The sequence below is a fragment of the Bacteroides celer genome, assembly GCF_002632415.2.
Classification (GTDB): Bacteria; Bacteroidota; Bacteroidia; order Bacteroidales; family Bacteroidaceae; genus Bacteroides.
This window is the reverse complement of record NZ_CP178209.1, coordinates 3257796-3273239: the sequence shown is the minus strand read 5'-3', so window position 1 is coordinate 3273239 and position 15444 is coordinate 3257796. Positions and strand designations below refer to the sequence as shown.

The 15444-nt window shown below is 46.6% G+C and carries 12 protein-coding genes; 10 read left to right on the top strand and 2 right to left on the bottom strand.

From position 1 onward, the window contains the following. Window positions 1-14 precede the first annotated feature (14 nt). Window positions 15-689: an ABC transporter ATP-binding protein gene (locus CJF29_RS13295; RefSeq protein ID WP_004303508.1), complete on the top strand. Its 675-nt coding sequence runs from the start codon at window positions 15-17 to the stop codon at window positions 687-689. An 18-nt stretch (window positions 690-707) separates the two neighbouring features. Beyond that, window positions 708-3026: an ABC transporter permease gene (locus CJF29_RS13290; RefSeq protein ID WP_074557010.1), complete on the top strand. Its 2319-nt coding sequence runs from the start codon at window positions 708-710 to the stop codon at window positions 3024-3026. Between the two features lie 39 nt (window positions 3027-3065). On the opposite strand, the gene CJF29_RS13285 is transcribed toward CJF29_RS13290, so the two are convergent. Then, window positions 3066-4430, bottom strand: a complete 1365-nt coding sequence (locus tag CJF29_RS13285) for an MATE family efflux transporter (RefSeq protein ID WP_004295740.1) — start codon at window positions 4428-4430, stop codon at window positions 3066-3068. A gap of 150 nt (window positions 4431-4580) precedes the next feature. On the opposite strand from CJF29_RS13285, the gene CJF29_RS13280 reads away from it, so the two are divergent. The 3 genes from CJF29_RS13280 to CJF29_RS13270 all read left to right on the top strand — a co-directional run bounded on the left by CJF29_RS13280 (window position 4581) and on the right by CJF29_RS13270 (window position 7462). After that, on the top strand, window positions 4581-5228 hold the full coding sequence (locus CJF29_RS13280; RefSeq protein WP_074557009.1) for an HAD family hydrolase: 648 nt from the start codon (window positions 4581-4583) through the stop codon (window positions 5226-5228). Between the two features lie 245 nt (window positions 5229-5473). Next, on the top strand, window positions 5474-6295 hold the full coding sequence (gene panB / locus CJF29_RS13275; protein WP_004295743.1) for a 3-methyl-2-oxobutanoate hydroxymethyltransferase: 822 nt from the start codon (window positions 5474-5476) through the stop codon (window positions 6293-6295). Between the two features lie 9 nt (window positions 6296-6304). After that, the gene (locus CJF29_RS13270) at window positions 6305-7462 is read left to right on the top strand and encodes an MFS transporter (RefSeq protein ID WP_074636078.1); all 1158 of its coding nucleotides are present in this window, start codon (window positions 6305-6307) and stop codon (window positions 7460-7462) included. 14 nt (window positions 7463-7476) lie between these two features. On the opposite strand, the gene CJF29_RS13265 is transcribed toward CJF29_RS13270, so the two are convergent. Beyond that, complete coding sequence (locus CJF29_RS13265; protein WP_099145899.1) at window positions 7477-9696, bottom strand: RelA/SpoT family protein; 2220 nt, start codon at window positions 9694-9696, stop codon at window positions 7477-7479. A gap of 106 nt (window positions 9697-9802) precedes the next feature. Here CJF29_RS13265 and CJF29_RS13260 point away from each other — a divergent pair, with 106 nt between their 5' ends. From CJF29_RS13260 to CJF29_RS13240, 5 genes are all read left to right on the top strand, one after another. After that, entirely contained in the window at window positions 9803-11320 is a 1518-nt protein-coding gene (locus CJF29_RS13260; protein ID WP_099145898.1) for a DUF4301 family protein, read from the top strand. A gap of 111 nt (window positions 11321-11431) precedes the next feature. Then, a complete protein-coding gene (locus CJF29_RS13255; protein WP_004303471.1) occupies window positions 11432-12055 on the top strand; it encodes a chloramphenicol acetyltransferase in 624 nt (207 codons plus the stop codon). Between the two features lie 33 nt (window positions 12056-12088). Next, window positions 12089-13483 (top strand): acyloxyacyl hydrolase, encoded by a 1395-nt coding sequence (locus tag CJF29_RS13250; protein ID WP_099145897.1) that lies wholly within the window; start codon window positions 12089-12091, stop codon window positions 13481-13483. A gap of 24 nt (window positions 13484-13507) precedes the next feature. After that, the gene (locus CJF29_RS13245) at window positions 13508-14071 is read left to right on the top strand and encodes a Crp/Fnr family transcriptional regulator (RefSeq protein WP_004295749.1); all 564 of its coding nucleotides are present in this window, start codon (window positions 13508-13510) and stop codon (window positions 14069-14071) included. A 97-nt stretch (window positions 14072-14168) separates the two neighbouring features. Beyond that, window positions 14169-15320 carry an acyltransferase family protein gene (locus tag CJF29_RS13240; protein ID WP_074636071.1) on the top strand — a complete coding sequence of 384 codons (1152 nt, stop codon included), beginning with the start codon at window positions 14169-14171 and terminating at the stop codon, window positions 15318-15320. Window positions 15321-15444: the final 124 nt, after the last annotated feature.

The window sequence follows — 15444 nt, the reverse complement described above, 5'->3', positions numbered from 1 at the left end:
TAAATAAAAAGAGTATGATTGAAATAAACAACATCAGTAAAGTATTCCGTACTTCCGAAGTAGAGACAGTTGCCTTGAATCACGTAAACCTTGAAGTAAAAGAGGGAGAGTTTGTAGCCATTATGGGCCCCTCCGGTTGTGGTAAATCCACTTTGTTGAATATTCTGGGTTTGCTCGATAACCCCACCGAAGGTTCCTACCGCTTGATGGGTGAAGAAGTGGGCGGATTGAAAGAGAAAGAACGTACCCATGTGCGTAAGGGCAAACTCGGATTCGTATTCCAGAGCTTTAACCTGATCGACGAGCTGAATGTTTACGAGAATGTAGAACTTCCTCTGACATACCTGGGCTTTAAAGCATCCGAACGCCGCCGCATGGTAGAAGACATTCTGAAACGGATGAACATCAGCCATCGTGCCAAACACTTTCCGCAACAACTTTCCGGTGGTCAGCAACAACGTGTCGCCATTGCCCGTGCCGTAGTGACCAATCCGAAACTGATTCTCGCCGATGAGCCGACCGGTAACCTCGACTCAAAGAATGGGGCAGAAGTGATGAACCTGTTGACCGAACTGAATAAAGAAGGAACAACCATTATCATGGTGACACACTCACAACACGACGCATCCTTTGCCCATCGTACAGTTCATTTGTTCGACGGCAGCGTGGTAGCCAGTGTGATAGCATAAACCAGATCAGAAGCAAGTATGAGACAAATCTATTATAGCATACGTACATTACTGCATGAGCGTACTTTGAATATCGTAAGAGTGCTCTCCCTTTCTTTAGGACTAACAGTTGGCATCTTGCTTTTCTCGCAAATAGCTTTTGAGATGAGCTATGAGAAATGTTACCCGGAAGCGGAGAATCTGATAATGGCGAGAATAGCGGCACAGAATATGACGACCGGCGAAGTGCAGGGTGATGACGGAATGAATTATGACTATACCGTCTGTGATCCGGTAGCTTTTACCTTGGCGCAGGATATGCCTGAAGAAATAGAATCAGCCACCTGTGTACTTCCTTCCCAGTTTTATCATATTTATAAGGAAGACAAACTGCTGTCAAAAGCAAATTACATGATGGTCGACACCTGTTTCTTTGAAATGATGGGTATACCCGTACTAAAAGGGAACGCGAAAGATCTCATCATCTCGAATAGCATATTTGTATCAGAACATTTTGCCCGTGAAACATTCGGTAGCGCAGACCCTATTGGGAAAACCCTTTCGGCCGACAAGCAGTTAGAGCTCACAATTCGCGGCGTCTATAAAGACATACCCGAAAATTCGATGCTCTCCCGTGACTTTGTGATTACCATCCACCGCGATGGTCGCTATGCGAGTGGTAACGGTTGGAATGGGAATGATATCTTTTATGCCTTTGCACGCTTGCGTCATGCGTCGGATATAGACAAGGTGAACAGCAAAATTCAACAAGTAATGGCAAAATACAGCCCCTTGCAATGGGATGACTGGAAGTTGGAATACAGCGTTGTTCCTCTTTCGAAACGCCATCTGGATTCTGCCGATACCCAGAAACGTTTGATGATATTCGGCTTCCTCGGCTTTTCAGTGTTTTTTGTAGCCATCATGAATTATATGTTGATTTCAATAGCCACTATCAGTCGTCGTGCAAAAAGCGTAGGAGTGCATAAATGCAGTGGAGCCAGTTCCGGAAACATCTTTGGCATGTTTCTGGCAGAAACCGGAGTATTGGTTCTACTATCCGTCCTGTTTAGCTTCCTGTTGATAATCAACATGGGCGAATTGATCGAAGACCTGTTGGGAACCAGCCTTGCCTCACTGTTTGCCTGGGACATCATTTGGATACCCTTGCTCACTGTAGTAGTCCTTTTCCTCCTGGCAGGAGGCATACCGGGAAAACTGTTCTCACGTATTCCCGTCACGCAGGTATTCCGGCACTATACGGATGGAAAAAGAGGATGGAAACGTTCATTACTATTTGTCCAGTTCACGGGTACCTCCTTTGTACTCGGACTATTGCTGGTTACCCTGTTACAATATTCTTACCTGATGAATGGAGATATGGGAATCAAGATTCCGGGACTGGTAGAAGCCGAAACCTGGATGTCCGGCGAAACAGTAGAACATGTAAAAGACGAGTTGCTCCGCCAACCGATGGTGGACGGGGTATCGGCATCCACACACAGCGTACTGGGAGAATATTGGACACGTGGATTGATTGGTAACGACGGCAAACGCATTGCCACCCTTAATTTCAATATGTGCGACTATGATTATCCGAATGTGATGGGAATCAGAATAACAGAAGGCACTACCATCAAGAAAAAAGGCGATCTATTGGTAAATAAAGAACTCGTTCGTTTGATGGAATGGACCGATGGTGCCGTAGGAAAATCAGTGAGTGGGGTAGAAGGTACCATCGTAGGAGTGTTTGATGATATTCGTAATAGAAGTTTCTATTCCAGTCAGTCTCCTATCGTATTGATTGCCGATAAAGAATCGGCCAATCACACCATCAATGTCCGTCTAAAAGAACCCTATGACGAGAACCTGAAACGCTTGAACGAATGTGTGGCAAAAACATTCCCGAATGTAGCCCTGAACTTCAATTCAGTAGACAGCATGATTCGCGAAGGCTATAAGAGCGTATACCGTTTCCGTAACGCAGTCTGGATTTCGTCCTGCTTCATCCTGCTTATTGTCATCACGGGATTGATTGGCTATGTGAATGGAGAAACTCAACGCCGCAGCAAGGAAATAGCCATACGCAAAGTGAATGGAGCAGAAGCCTCCGGCATCCTGAAACTATTGATATACGACATTCTGAATATCTCCGTAATCTCTGTGCTGATAGGTACTGCCGCTTCCTATTTTACAGGCCAAATATGGTTGGAACAGTTTAGCGAACGAATTGATATGGATTTGTTACTTTTTATAGGAATAGCCCTGCTGGTACTATTGGTTATTGTGGCTTGCGTGGTAGTGAAAGCCTGGCACGTTGCCAATGAAAACCCCGTAAAGAGCATCAAAGCAGAATAAAGAATAAAAACCAACAGGCGGAGTAAAGCAGTTAATGCTTTATTCCGCTACCGTTTCCGGATGTTGTTTAGACACTTTCTTAATGTAAATCATCAGACTGACAACCGCCGTAATAAACGCCAATGCATCCGATACCGGCATACTAATCCAGATACCTTCCAATCCCCACCAGTTGGGAAAGAGCAGCAAGCAAGGCAAAAGATAAAGCAACTGTCGCGTCAGCGAAAGGAAAATACTTATTTTAGCCTTCCCGATACTTTGGAAGAAGTTACCAATCACAATCTGCGCCCCTACAAACGGGAACATCAATACAGCCAGCCGGATACCGTCTACGGCCAAATCAATCAATTCATCGCTATCCGTGAAAAGAGCCGATACGGCATGAGGGAAGAACTCGCAGATAATAAACCCGCTACTGGTAATCACAACCCCGGAGATAATCCCCAGTCGCAATGTCTGTTTCACACGATCTATCTTCTGCGCTCCGAAGTTATACCCCACAATAGGCTGCATACCCATCGTCAGACCTAACACAATCATCACATAAAGCGTCAGCAAACGGTTAATAATCCCATAAGCACCAATCGCCATATCGCCCCCGTAATTTTGCAGACTGTTATTGATGATAATCACAATGGCACACGCACACACATTCATCAGGAAAGGAGACATACCGATGGCGAAGATACTCTCCACAATCCTCCGTTTCATCTTCCAGATATTCCCCTCAAAATGCACCGTACTGTCTTTCTTGACAAAATGGCTCACCACCCACACCATACCGATCAACTGTGAAATCACCGTTGCCGTAGCAGCTCCCCTCATTCCCCATTCAAAGTGGAAAATAAAGATAGGAGCGAGGATAATGTTCGCCACCACCGTCACCATCGAAGTCAACATCGCCTTTTTCGGGTATCCGGTAGCACGCATCACGTTGTTCAACCCAATCATCGTATAAGTGATAGGAGTACCCAATAAGATCACCTGCATAAAGCTCCGCGCATAAGGAAGCGTCTCGCTACTGGCCCCGAAGAAAACCAATATATCATCCAGGAAGATGAAAGACAAAATACCAAAGAAAAACGAATTAGTGATACAGAGCATCAACGTGTGTGACAAGATTTCCGTAGCCCCCTTCATGTCCTTTTGCCCCAGACGGATAGACGCCAGCGTAGAACCGCCCGCCGATACCAATGTACAGAAAGCCACCACCAGATTCATCAGCGGAAAGCTGATGGCTAGTCCGGCAATCGCCATTGGGCCTACACCATGTCCGATGAAGATACTATCAATAATATTATAGATAGAAGTAATCGTCATTCCGATAATTGCAGGAATGGAATATTGTAACAGCAATTTGCCGATACTTTCTTTGCCTAAGATATGTGGGTCGTTCTTGCTCATGCGCTAGTAGATTTTGTTGGATAAAAACGTATGTTACGTTTTTTTTAGCTTTGCAAAGGTACGAATTATTTGCCTGATTCGATGATTATTCGGAACTTTGCAACGACGGATACACAAGGTTTAACGTTTAGGTAAAAAGAAAGTTTATATATGAATACAACGAAAACGATTGCGGCACTCTTCGATTTTGATGGTGTCATTATGGATACAGAAACGCAGTACACAGTCTTCTGGGACGAGCAGGGACGGAAATATCTGAATGAAGAAGATTTCGGCCGCCGTATTAAGGGACAGACATTATTGCAAATCTATGAAAAGTATTTCTCGGACCAACCCGAAGCCCAGCTTGAAATAAGCGCCGAACTCTACGTTTACGAGCAAAAGATGTCCTACGAATACATCCCCGGAGTAGAAGCCTTTATAGCCGATCTTCGCCGTAACGGTGCAAAGATAGCCGTAGTCACCAGCTCCAACGAAGAGAAGATGGCTAACGTCTACAATGCCCACCCCGAATTTAAAGGAATGGTAGACCGCATCCTGACCGGAGAGATGTTTGCCCGTTCCAAACCGGCTCCCGACTGCTTCCTGCTCGGGATGGAAATCTTTGAAGCCATCCCCGAAAACACCTACGTCTTTGAAGATTCTTTCCACGGCCTGCAAGCCGGAATGACTTCCGGGGCAACAGTGATCGGACTTGCCACCACCAATACACGTGAAGCCATCACTGGCAAAGCACATTATATAATAGACGACTTCACCGGCATGACCTACGACAAGCTCCTGACCCTGCATCGTTAAGAGAAAGAATAAATCCGAAACGCATTATTGCACTTGATAAATCGCTTCCTTATATTGTTAAGGAGCTTTTACTATACCTCACAGAATCCTTCCAACCGCCTCCCCAGCTATCCAAGCGAGGTGTTTGAAAGGATTTTTTGCATTTCCTTCTCTGTTATGAATTAAATGTTATAACTTTGCCGCGATTTTTGAAGGCGCTTGACGTCGTTTTAATTTTTAATCATTAATTTTTAATTTAAAAAGACATGGCTGGTTATATATCAGATGACTCAAGAAAGGTGACTACTCATCGCCTGGTTGAAATGAAACAGAGAGGTGAAAAAATATCTATGCTGACTGCTTATGATTACACAATGGCACAGATTGTAGACGGTGCGGGAATGGACGTAATCCTGGTAGGCGACTCCGCTTCCAATGTAATGGCAGGTAATGTGACAACACTTCCTATCACACTCGACCAAATGATCTATCATGCCAAATCCGTGGTACGCGGCGTGAAACGTGCGATGGTAGTGGTTGATATGCCTTTCGGATCCTATCAGGGCAACGAGATGGAAGGACTTGCTTCAGCCATCCGTATCATGAAAGAAAGCCACGCTGACGCTTTGAAGCTCGAAGGTGGTGAAGAAATCATAGACACGGTGAGACGCATCGTATGCGCTGGCATTCCGGTAATGGGACATCTGGGACTCATGCCTCAATCCATCAATAAATACGGCACCTATACCGTGCGTGCCAAAGACGACGCCGAAGCCGAAAAACTGATTCGCGACGCCCATCTATTAGAAGAAGCAGGCTGTTTTGCCATTGTACTCGAAAAGATTCCCGCAACCCTTGCCGAACGCGTAGCATCCGAACTGACCATACCTATTATCGGTATCGGTGCCGGTGGACACGTAGACGGTCAGGTATTGGTGATTCAGGATATGCTTGGCATGAACAACGGATTCCGTCCGCGTTTCTTGCGTCGTTATGCTGACTTGTACACGGTGATGACCGATGCCATCAGCCGTTACGTTTCTGACGTGAAGAATTGCTACTTCCCCAACGAGAAGGAACAATATTAAATATAGTATATGGCAGTTAAATTGTGGACAGTTCATTTTATGCGGATATGTGTAGCTAATTTGCTGTTGTTTATATCCTTGTATGTGTTATTTCCGGTGCTTTCCGTAGAGATGGCCGACCGTCTCGGAGTGCCGGCTGCACAGACAGGAGTAATCTTTCTCTTTTTCACCTTGGGGATGTTCCTCATCGGTCCTTTCCATGCCTATCTGGTAGATGCATACAAGCGTAAGTACGTCTGTATGTTTGCTGCTGTCCTGATGGTAGTGGCGACCATCGGATACGCCTTTGTCACCAACCTCACAGAACTGATTCTGTTGGGCACCGTGCAAGGGCTTGCCTTTGGCATAGGAACAACAGCCGGCATCACATTGGCCATTGACATCACCAACTCCACACTGCGCAGTGCGGGAAACGTCAGTTTCTCCTGGATGGCACGTATGGGAATGATCGCAGGCATTATCCTCGGAGTATGGCTTTATCAAAGCCAATCCTTCCAAACCCTGCTCACTGTATCTGTCATAACCGGAGCTGTCGGAATCCTCATGTTATCAGGAGTCTACGTACCTTTCCGTGCGCCGATTGTCACCAAACTCTATTCCTTCGACCGCTTCCTATTGCTTCGTGGATGGGTTCCTGCCATCAATCTGATCCTGATAACCTTCATTCCGGGACTGCTGGTTCCCATGGTACACCCTTTCCTAAACGATTTCGTACTCGGAAACACAGGAATCCCCGTACCGTTCTTTGTAAGAACAGCCCTCGGATACATCGTTTCCCTGTTCTTTGCACGTCTGTTTTTCCTGAAAGAGAAAACACTGCGGCTGGTCATTATAGGACTCGGATTGGAAATCGTAGCCATCTCCCTACTGAATACAGACATCTCCATAGGCATTTCCTCCGTACTCTTAGGACTGGGCTTAGGCTTTATCCTGCCGGAATTTCTGGTGATGTTCGTAAAGCTATCCCACCATTGCCAACGCGGAACAGCCAACACCACCCATCTGCTGGCAACCGAAATCGGCATTTCCCTGGGAATCGCTACCGCCTGCTACATGGAATTGGATACAGATAAGATGCTACATACCGGACAGATAGTAGCATTCATTGCTTTACTTTTCTTTGTATTGATTACCTATCCTTATTATATAAAGAAGAAAGTAAGATAGGAGAGTAGCCGGAATTAATTCCGGCTAACTTGTTTTACTCCCTTTATAGTACGTAATTTCTTGATAAGAGCCTCCAAACGTCCCGTATCACCCACCATGACCGTCAGTGTTCCGGAGAACAAACCGTCGTTCGAGTCAATACCGATGGAGCGCAGCGTGATACCATTCTCTTTGGATATAATAGAAGTGATATTAGTCACGATACCAATATCATCATGCCCTACAACCCGCAGCGTGATAGGATATTGCGTACCTACCGATTTCCCCGCCCAACGAGCCTTCACAATACGATAACCGAAACGTTCGCGCATCTGATTGGCATTCGGACAGTCCGCCCGGTGTATCTTGATACCACCGCTTACCGTAACGAAACCAAACACATCATCCCCGTAAATCGGATTACAACATTTAGCCAACTTGAATTCCAACCCTTTCAGATTCTGATCGATTACCAGAACATCTTCCTTAGACGTCGTTTCCTCTTGTTGCGCAGCCTGCAAGTTATACCCTTCGGCACTGCGATACACAATTTCATCGTGCGTATCACTGTCCCGCTTCTGTTGCTCCACATACTTATCCAGAATCTCGTTAACGTCCAGTCCACCGTCGGCAATCTGCTGATAAAACTCCGTCACATTCTTGAAGCCCAAACGCTTGATGAGGCGCATCATGGTCGCTTCATCATATTCCAACTTACGATTCTTAAATTTCCGTTCCAGCGTCTCCTTGGCAAAAGCGTGCTGGCGTGCCACCATCTCTTTGAGAGCCTGCCTTATCTTGGTGCGCGCTTTGGAAGTCGTCACGATGTTCAGCCAGTCCTGCTTCGGCGTCTGGGTGTTTGAAGTCATGATCTCCACTTGGTCGCCGCTGTTCAGTTTCTGTTTGAGCTGCACATTCTTGCCGTTCACTTTCGCGCCGATACACTTGCATCCCAACTTACTATGGATATGGAAAGCAAAATCCAATACCGTAGCCCCTTTGGCGAGCTTGAACAAATCCCCCTTGGGCGTGAAGACAAACACTTCATCCTCGTAGAGATCCATCTTAAACTGATCCATCACTTTCAGTGAATCGTTGTCTGCATTCTCCAACGCCTCCCGCACAGAAGTCAACCACTCGTCCAGACCCGTTTCACCCTTGATACCTTTATATCTCCAATGAGCAGCCAATCCGCGTTCCGCGATCTCGTCCATGCGGCGGGTACGTATCTGCACTTCCACCCATTTCCCTTCCGGGCCCATCACAGTGATGTGCAACGACTCGTAACCATTACTTTTAGGGATAGAGAGCCAGTCGCGCAGACGTTTCGGGTTCGGCTGGTACATATCCGTAACAATCGAATAAACCTGCCAACATTCCTGCTTCTCCTTAGCCGGGTCCGGTTCCGAATCGAGGATGATACGGATGGCGAACAAGTCATAAATCCCCTCAAAAGGAGTCTTTTGCTTCTGAATCTTGTTCCATATCGAATGAATCGACTTCGTGCGTCCCTTGATGTCGAACTTCAATCCCGCTTCCGACACCTTCCTCTGGATCGGTTCGATAAAAGCAGCGATATACTTGTCGCGGGACGCCTTCGTCTCGTTCAGCTTATCCTTGATAAAATAATACGTTTCCTTCTGCGTATATTTGAGAGACAAATCCTCCAGTTCCGATTTCAGCTTATACAATCCCAGCTTATGCGCCAGCGGAGCATACAGGTAAGCAGCCTCGTTTGCTACCTTGAGCCGGTCCTCCTCGTTGCCCGTATCTTTGATTTTGCGCATCACGTTCACACGATCCGCAATCATAATCAGGATTACACGCATATCCTCCGCAAAAGAAAGCAGCAGATTACGGAAGTTTTCCGACTCGATAGCCGGACTCTTCGCATACAGCTCGTTCGTTTTCACCAATCCCTTGATGATACTTGCTACGTCATCCCCATATTCGGCGTTCACCTCGTCGATAGACAATACATGCCCCTTCACGATTTCGTGCAACATGATACCGACCAGGCACGAACCTTTCATGCCGATTTCCTCCGCAACGATCACTGCCGTTTGTAAATCTCTGATGACGGGATTCATCCCGAAGTTATTGCGTTGCAGACCGTTACATTGGGCCGCTTTGATAAGATGTCTCTTTAACTTTAGGCAATCCTTCCAGGAAATACTATCTCCTGCAGATTGCAACAAATGCCGGTAGAGTGAAAAAAGCTCCTTTTTTTCCTCCGATGTAAAAAAGTCGTCCATATTCAATCTTGTTAATTCGATGTAAAATTAGTTTTTTTCCCGGTTATTCGGCAAGAAGTAAATAACATTTTGTATTTTTGGGCATCAATTAATAAAATTAGATATTATGATAACGACACAGGACAAAGAGTTGCTTGCCAAGAAAGGCATCACGGAAGAGCAAATTGTAGAACAATTAGCATGCTTCCAGACGGGTTTCCCCTTTTTGAAGCTGGATGCGGCAGCCTCCATCGAAAAGGGAATATTAGCTCCCGATGCAGAAGAACAGAAGGCTTATCTGGCCGCCTGGGATGCATATACCAACACAGATAAGACTGTTGTGAAGTTCGTGCCCGCCTCCGGTGCAGCGAGTCGTATGTTCAAGAACCTGTTCGAGTTCCTGTCTGCCGACTATGACCGGCCGACTACCAAGTTCGAACAGACATTCTTCGACGGAATCAAGAATTTTGCTTTCTATGATGACCTGAATGTAGCCTGCCAGCGTATCGACGGAAAAGATATTCCTGGACTGATCGAAGACGGCAACTATAAAGCAGTGGTATCCGCCCTGCTCGAAACAGCCGGACTGAATTACGGCGCACTACCGAAAGGTCTGCTCAAATTCCATAAGTATCCCGAAGGTTCACGCACGCCGATGGAAGAACATCTCGCCGAAGGAGCCTTGTATGCTGCCGGAAAGAGCGGTAAAGTAAACGTGCACTTCACGGTATCTACCGAACACCGTGAACTCTTCAAGAAGCTGGTAGCCGAAAAGGTAGACGAATTTTCCAAACGCTATGGAGTAGACTATTACATCACCTTCTCCGAACAAAAGCCGAGTACCGATACGATTGCCGCCGACATGGACAACCAACCTTTCCGTGACAACGGCAAACTGCTGTTCCGTCCCGGTGGCCACGGTGCACTGATCGAGAACCTGAACGACCTCGATGCAGACATTATCTTCATCAAGAACATCGACAACGTAGTGCCCGACAGATTGAAAGCCGACACCGTTACTTATAAGAAACTGATTGCCGGAGTGCTCGTGACTTTGCAAAAACAAGTATTCGAATACCTTACCCTGCTCGACAGCGGTAAATACACCCACGACCAGATGATGGAAATGCTTCAATTCCTGCAAAAGAAACTCTTCTGCAAGAATCCGGAGACGAAAGACCTCGAAGATTCCGTACTCGCCATCTACCTGAAAAACAAGTTCAACCGCCCGATGCGCGTCTGCGGAATGGTGAAGAACGTAGGCGAACCCGGTGGCGGCCCGTTCCTTGCTTACAACAGCGACGGAACCATCTCCCTGCAAATCCTCGAAAGCTCACAGATCGACATGGACGATCCGGAGAAGAAAGAAATGTTCGAGAAAGGCACACACTTTAATCCGGTAGACCTCGTATGCGCCGTGCGCGATTATAAAGGACATAAGTTCGACCTGGTGAAGTATGTAGATAAAGCAACAGGCTTCATCTCCTACAAATCGAAGAACGGCAAAGACCTGAAAGCTCTCGAACTTCCCGGCTTGTGGAACGGTGCGATGAGCGACTGGAATACCGTCTTTGTAGAAGTGCCACTTTCCACTTTCAACCCGGTAAAAACAGTGAACGACCTGTTGCGTGAGCAACATCAGTAAAGAGACTGAATTTAGAAACGCAGATTAACGCAGATTACCGCAAAGGAAATAGGTTAAATTTGCGATAATTTGCGTTAATCTGCGTTTCTCAAATAAAAAAGAGTGTTTAGAATGAATCAGATAGAGAAGATCATCGATATTGCTACTTGGAACAGAAGAGAACATTACGAACATTTCAGTGCTTTTGACGATCCGTTTTTCGGAGTGACCGTTCAGGTAGACTGTACGCGCGCGTATCAGGAAGCCAAAACCAAAGGCATATCCTTTTCCCTGTTAGTCCTCCATCGGATAACGACTGCCGCTGCTGCGGTAGAAGAATTCCGTTATCGCATCGAAGGCGATAAGGTGGTGTGCTATGACAGCCTTCTGCCCGAAGCCACCGTAGGCCGTGACGACCATACCTTTTCTTTTGCCGCCTTTGAATATGATCCGGACGAACTTGTCTTTATCCGCCGGGCAAAAGCCGAAATGGAACGTTTGCAAGCCACTACGGGACTCAACAAAGGAGGCACTTTCCATCCCAATGCCATTCATTATTCGGCAGTGCCGTGGCTCTCATTCACCGACATGAAGCACCCCACCAATATGCGTTCGGGCGACAGCGTTCCCAAAATCTCCACCGGAAAGTACTTCCGTGACGGAGAAAGACTGATGATGCCCGTTTCCGTAACCTGCCATCATGGGTTGATGGACGGCTATCATGTGGCACAGTTTATTGAGAAGCTCCATTTGTAACTTCCGTTCTGAAAAGACAAACCAGACTATTATATGAGAGTACAGATACCCAGATGGGAAATCGCCGTAATCTGTTCCGCTTTGCTTTTCCCCGACACTTCGCTTAGTGCGCAGGAGGTAGGGCAGGAAGAGAAAGAGGTGAAGGAAATGCGGCAAGACGTAGAACAGCTCCAGCAGGACGTCCGCCAACTTCGTGAAGAAGTGCGGAGATTGCAGGAAGAAATTCATGGCTTCCGGCACAACAGCTTCCCGCAATGCGGAGCCGACACCGTAGCTCCCTACGTTCCCCACCATTTCATTCATCGGTTGGGGATAGAGGCGCGGCCGCAATACGTGTTCCCCACCAATCCTTTCCTGCAAGGCGAGAACGAACGGTGGAAACCCATCCAGAGTTCATTTGCCGCTCATCTGAAATACTCTTTCAAGTTTCGTCCCAACACCTGTGCCGACCGCATCTATGGCGGAGCTTATCAAGGTTTCGGCTTGGCTTTCACCACCTTTGGCGACAAAAAGCAACTGGGTGATCCGATGACGTTCTATGTCTTTCAAGGTGCACGCATTGCCCGTTTTAATCCCCGCCTTTCGCTCAATTACGAGTGGAATTTCGGTATTTCTGCCGGATGGAAACCTTATGACAACGATTACAACTCCTACAACGGAGCCGTAGGCTCACGGGTGAATGCCTACCTCAATGCGGGTATCTACCTTAACTGGTCGCTTTCTCGTTATTTCGACTTTATCATCGGCGGAGACTTCACGCATTTCTCCAACGGCAACACCAAGTTTCCCAATGCAGGTGTCAACACCACCGGAGCGAAAATCGGACTGGTGTACAACTTCAACCGGGAAGAAGCCGACCTCACTAAATCATTGGTTCATCCCTGCGTTCCCCGTTTTCCGCGACACGTCAGTTATGACCTTGTGTTGTTCGGCTCGTGGCGTCGCAAAGGCGTCTATGTAGGCGAGAAGCAGATTGCATCACCGGGCAGCTATCCCGTAGCGGGATTCAACTTTGCTCCGATGTACAATCTCAACTATAAGCTGCGTTTCGGAGTTTCGCTGGACGGTGTTTATGACGGTAGTGCTAATGTGTACACCGAAGATGCGCTGGTGGAGTACGATGCAGGCAGTGGTTCCTCCCGTCGTAAATTTCTCGTGCCGGGCATTCAGAATCAGCTTGCGCTCGGACTTTCCGGACGGGCAGAATACGTGATGCCGTTTTTTACCATCGGTGTCGGCTTGGGAACGAATGTGCTGGGGCGTGGCGATTTGCGCGGACTGTATCAGGTCTTTGCGTTGAAGATCAACGTCACCCGGAGTTCATTCCTTCACATCGGCTACAATCTTCAGGATTTCCAGACCCCTAATTATCTGATGCTCGGTCTTGGTTTCCGTTTTAATAATAAATATCCTAAAGTACGTCATTAACCCCCAATACGCCATTACCCCCAAATGGAAAATATCATTCGTAAAATCAGGCAAATCTATCCGGTTTCCGACGAAGCACTTCAAGCGCTTCAGGCGAATATGGAATTAAGGTATTATCCCAAAGATACCCGTATCGTTCAGGCAGGCGTCACAGACCGCCTGGTATATTTCATTGAAGAGGGCATCGCCCGTTCCGTATTCCACCACAACGGAGAGGACACCACTACGTGGTTCAGTCAGGAGGGCGACGTCACGTTCGGCATGGATTCGCTCTACTATCAGCAACCATCGGTAGAAAGCGTTGAAACGCTTTCCGATTGCAAAATCTACGTCATCCACATCGACAAGCTGAATGCCCTCTACGAAACATATATCGACATAGCCAACTGGGGAAGAATCCTGCATCAGAATGTGAATAAGGAGCTTAGTCACATGTTTGTGGAGCGCCTCCAACTTTCGCCTAAAGAACGCTACGAACAGTTCAACCGTCGCTATCCCGGATTGATAAACCGAGTGAAGCTGAAATATGTGGCTGCTTTTCTGGGCATTTCCATCTATACCCTTAGTCGGGTACGTGCTAAAAAATAGCGATTAGCAGGGCTTTTTTGCTTTAGAGCAAAGAAACTTCGTAGCGCAAACCGTATCTTTGCCTTCTGAAAATACTAACTTACTAATAGAAAAACAAATGTCGAACATTTCTGCTTCAGCTTTTTCAGACACCAAGGCGCATTATGATCTTCTTGACGGACTTCGCGGTGTGGCGGCTCTTATGGTGATATGGTATCACGTATTCGAGGGCTTCGCTTTTGCCAGTAATAGTGCTATTGAAACTCTGAATCACGGATATTTAGCCGTGGATTTCTTTTTTATCCTTTCGGGTTTTGTGATCGGTTATGCTTACGACGACCGTTGGGGTAAAAGTCTCACCATGAAAGATTTCTTTAAACGCCGATTGATACGTCTTCATCCGATGGTCATTATGGGTGCCGTTCTCGGTGCTATCACGTTCTGTATTCAGGGGAGTGTGCAATGGGACGGGACGCACGTAGCTATCTCCATGATAATGTTGTCTCTGCTTTGTACGATCTTCTTCATTCCTGCCATGCCGGGTGTTGGGTACGAAGTTCGTGGCAACGGTGAGATGTTTCCGTTGAATGGTCCTTGCTGGTCATTGTTTTTTGAGTATATCGGCAATATCCTGTATGCGTTGTTCATTCGCCGCTTGTCCAACAAGGCACTGACGGTGTTTGTGGTGTTGCTGGGCGTAGCGTTGGCGGCGTTTGCTGTTTTTAATGTCTCCACTTATGGAAACATAGGAGTGGGCTGGACGCTGGATGGGGTTAACTTTTTGGGCGGTTCCTTGCGTATGCTTTTCCCTTTTTCGTTGGGTATGCTTATGTCGCGCAATTTCAAGCCTATGAAGGTGAAAGGTGCATTTTGGATATGTACTATTGCGCTGATTGCCCTGTTCTCTGTTCCTTATCTGGAAGGGTTGGAGCCGCTTTGCATGAATGGTGTTTATGAAGCGTTTTGCGTGATTGTGGCTTTCCCTATCATTCTGTGGATAGGAGCGTCGAGTACCACCACGGACAAGCAATCGACAAAGATATGTAAGTTTTTGGGAGATATATCTTATCCGGTTTATGTGATACATTATCCGTTGATGTATCTGTTCTATGCATGGCTGATTGAGAATCAACTCTACACGTTAGGTGAAACCTGGCACGTAGCTTTGTGTGTCTTTATTTTGAGTATTATTCTTGCTTATCTGTGTTTGAAGCTGTATGATGAACCAATACGTAAATATTTGGCTAAACGTTTCTTGAGTAAGAAATGACGTTTTCATTTCATGAAGTTAAAAAGAAAAACTCCAGCTATGGTGACGGATAAAGTTACATTAGCTGGAGTTTTTCTTATATAAAATAAGACTTTCTTTATCTGCAAATGAGCTTTCTTCTATG

What these genes read in the sequence shown, in the direction of transcription:
- panB (WP_004295743.1), top strand. Translation starts at nt 5,474, where the DNA reads ATGGCTGGTTATATATCAGATGACTCAAGAAAGGTGACTACTCATCGC.
- CJF29_RS13255 (WP_004303471.1), top strand. Translation starts at nt 11,432, where the DNA reads ATGAATCAGATAGAGAAGATCATCGATATTGCTACTTGGAACAGAAGA.
- CJF29_RS13270 (WP_074636078.1), top strand. Translation starts at nt 6,305, where the DNA reads ATGGCAGTTAAATTGTGGACAGTTCATTTTATGCGGATATGTGTAGCT.
- CJF29_RS13280 (WP_074557009.1), top strand. Translation starts at nt 4,581, where the DNA reads ATGAATACAACGAAAACGATTGCGGCACTCTTCGATTTTGATGGTGTC.
- CJF29_RS13260 (WP_099145898.1), top strand. Translation starts at nt 9,803, where the DNA reads ATGATAACGACACAGGACAAAGAGTTGCTTGCCAAGAAAGGCATCACG.
- CJF29_RS13265 (WP_099145899.1), bottom strand. Translation starts at nt 9,696, where the DNA reads ATGGACGACTTTTTTACATCGGAGGAAAAAAAGGAGCTTTTTTCACTC.
- CJF29_RS13295 (WP_004303508.1), top strand. Translation starts at nt 15, where the DNA reads ATGATTGAAATAAACAACATCAGTAAAGTATTCCGTACTTCCGAAGTA.
- CJF29_RS13250 (WP_099145897.1), top strand. Translation starts at nt 12,089, where the DNA reads ATGAGAGTACAGATACCCAGATGGGAAATCGCCGTAATCTGTTCCGCT.
- CJF29_RS13290 (WP_074557010.1), top strand. Translation starts at nt 708, where the DNA reads ATGAGACAAATCTATTATAGCATACGTACATTACTGCATGAGCGTACT.
- CJF29_RS13285 (WP_004295740.1), bottom strand. Translation starts at nt 4,430, where the DNA reads ATGAGCAAGAACGACCCACATATCTTAGGCAAAGAAAGTATCGGCAAA.
- CJF29_RS13245 (WP_004295749.1), top strand. Translation starts at nt 13,508, where the DNA reads ATGGAAAATATCATTCGTAAAATCAGGCAAATCTATCCGGTTTCCGAC.
- CJF29_RS13240 (WP_074636071.1), top strand. Translation starts at nt 14,169, where the DNA reads ATGTCGAACATTTCTGCTTCAGCTTTTTCAGACACCAAGGCGCATTAT.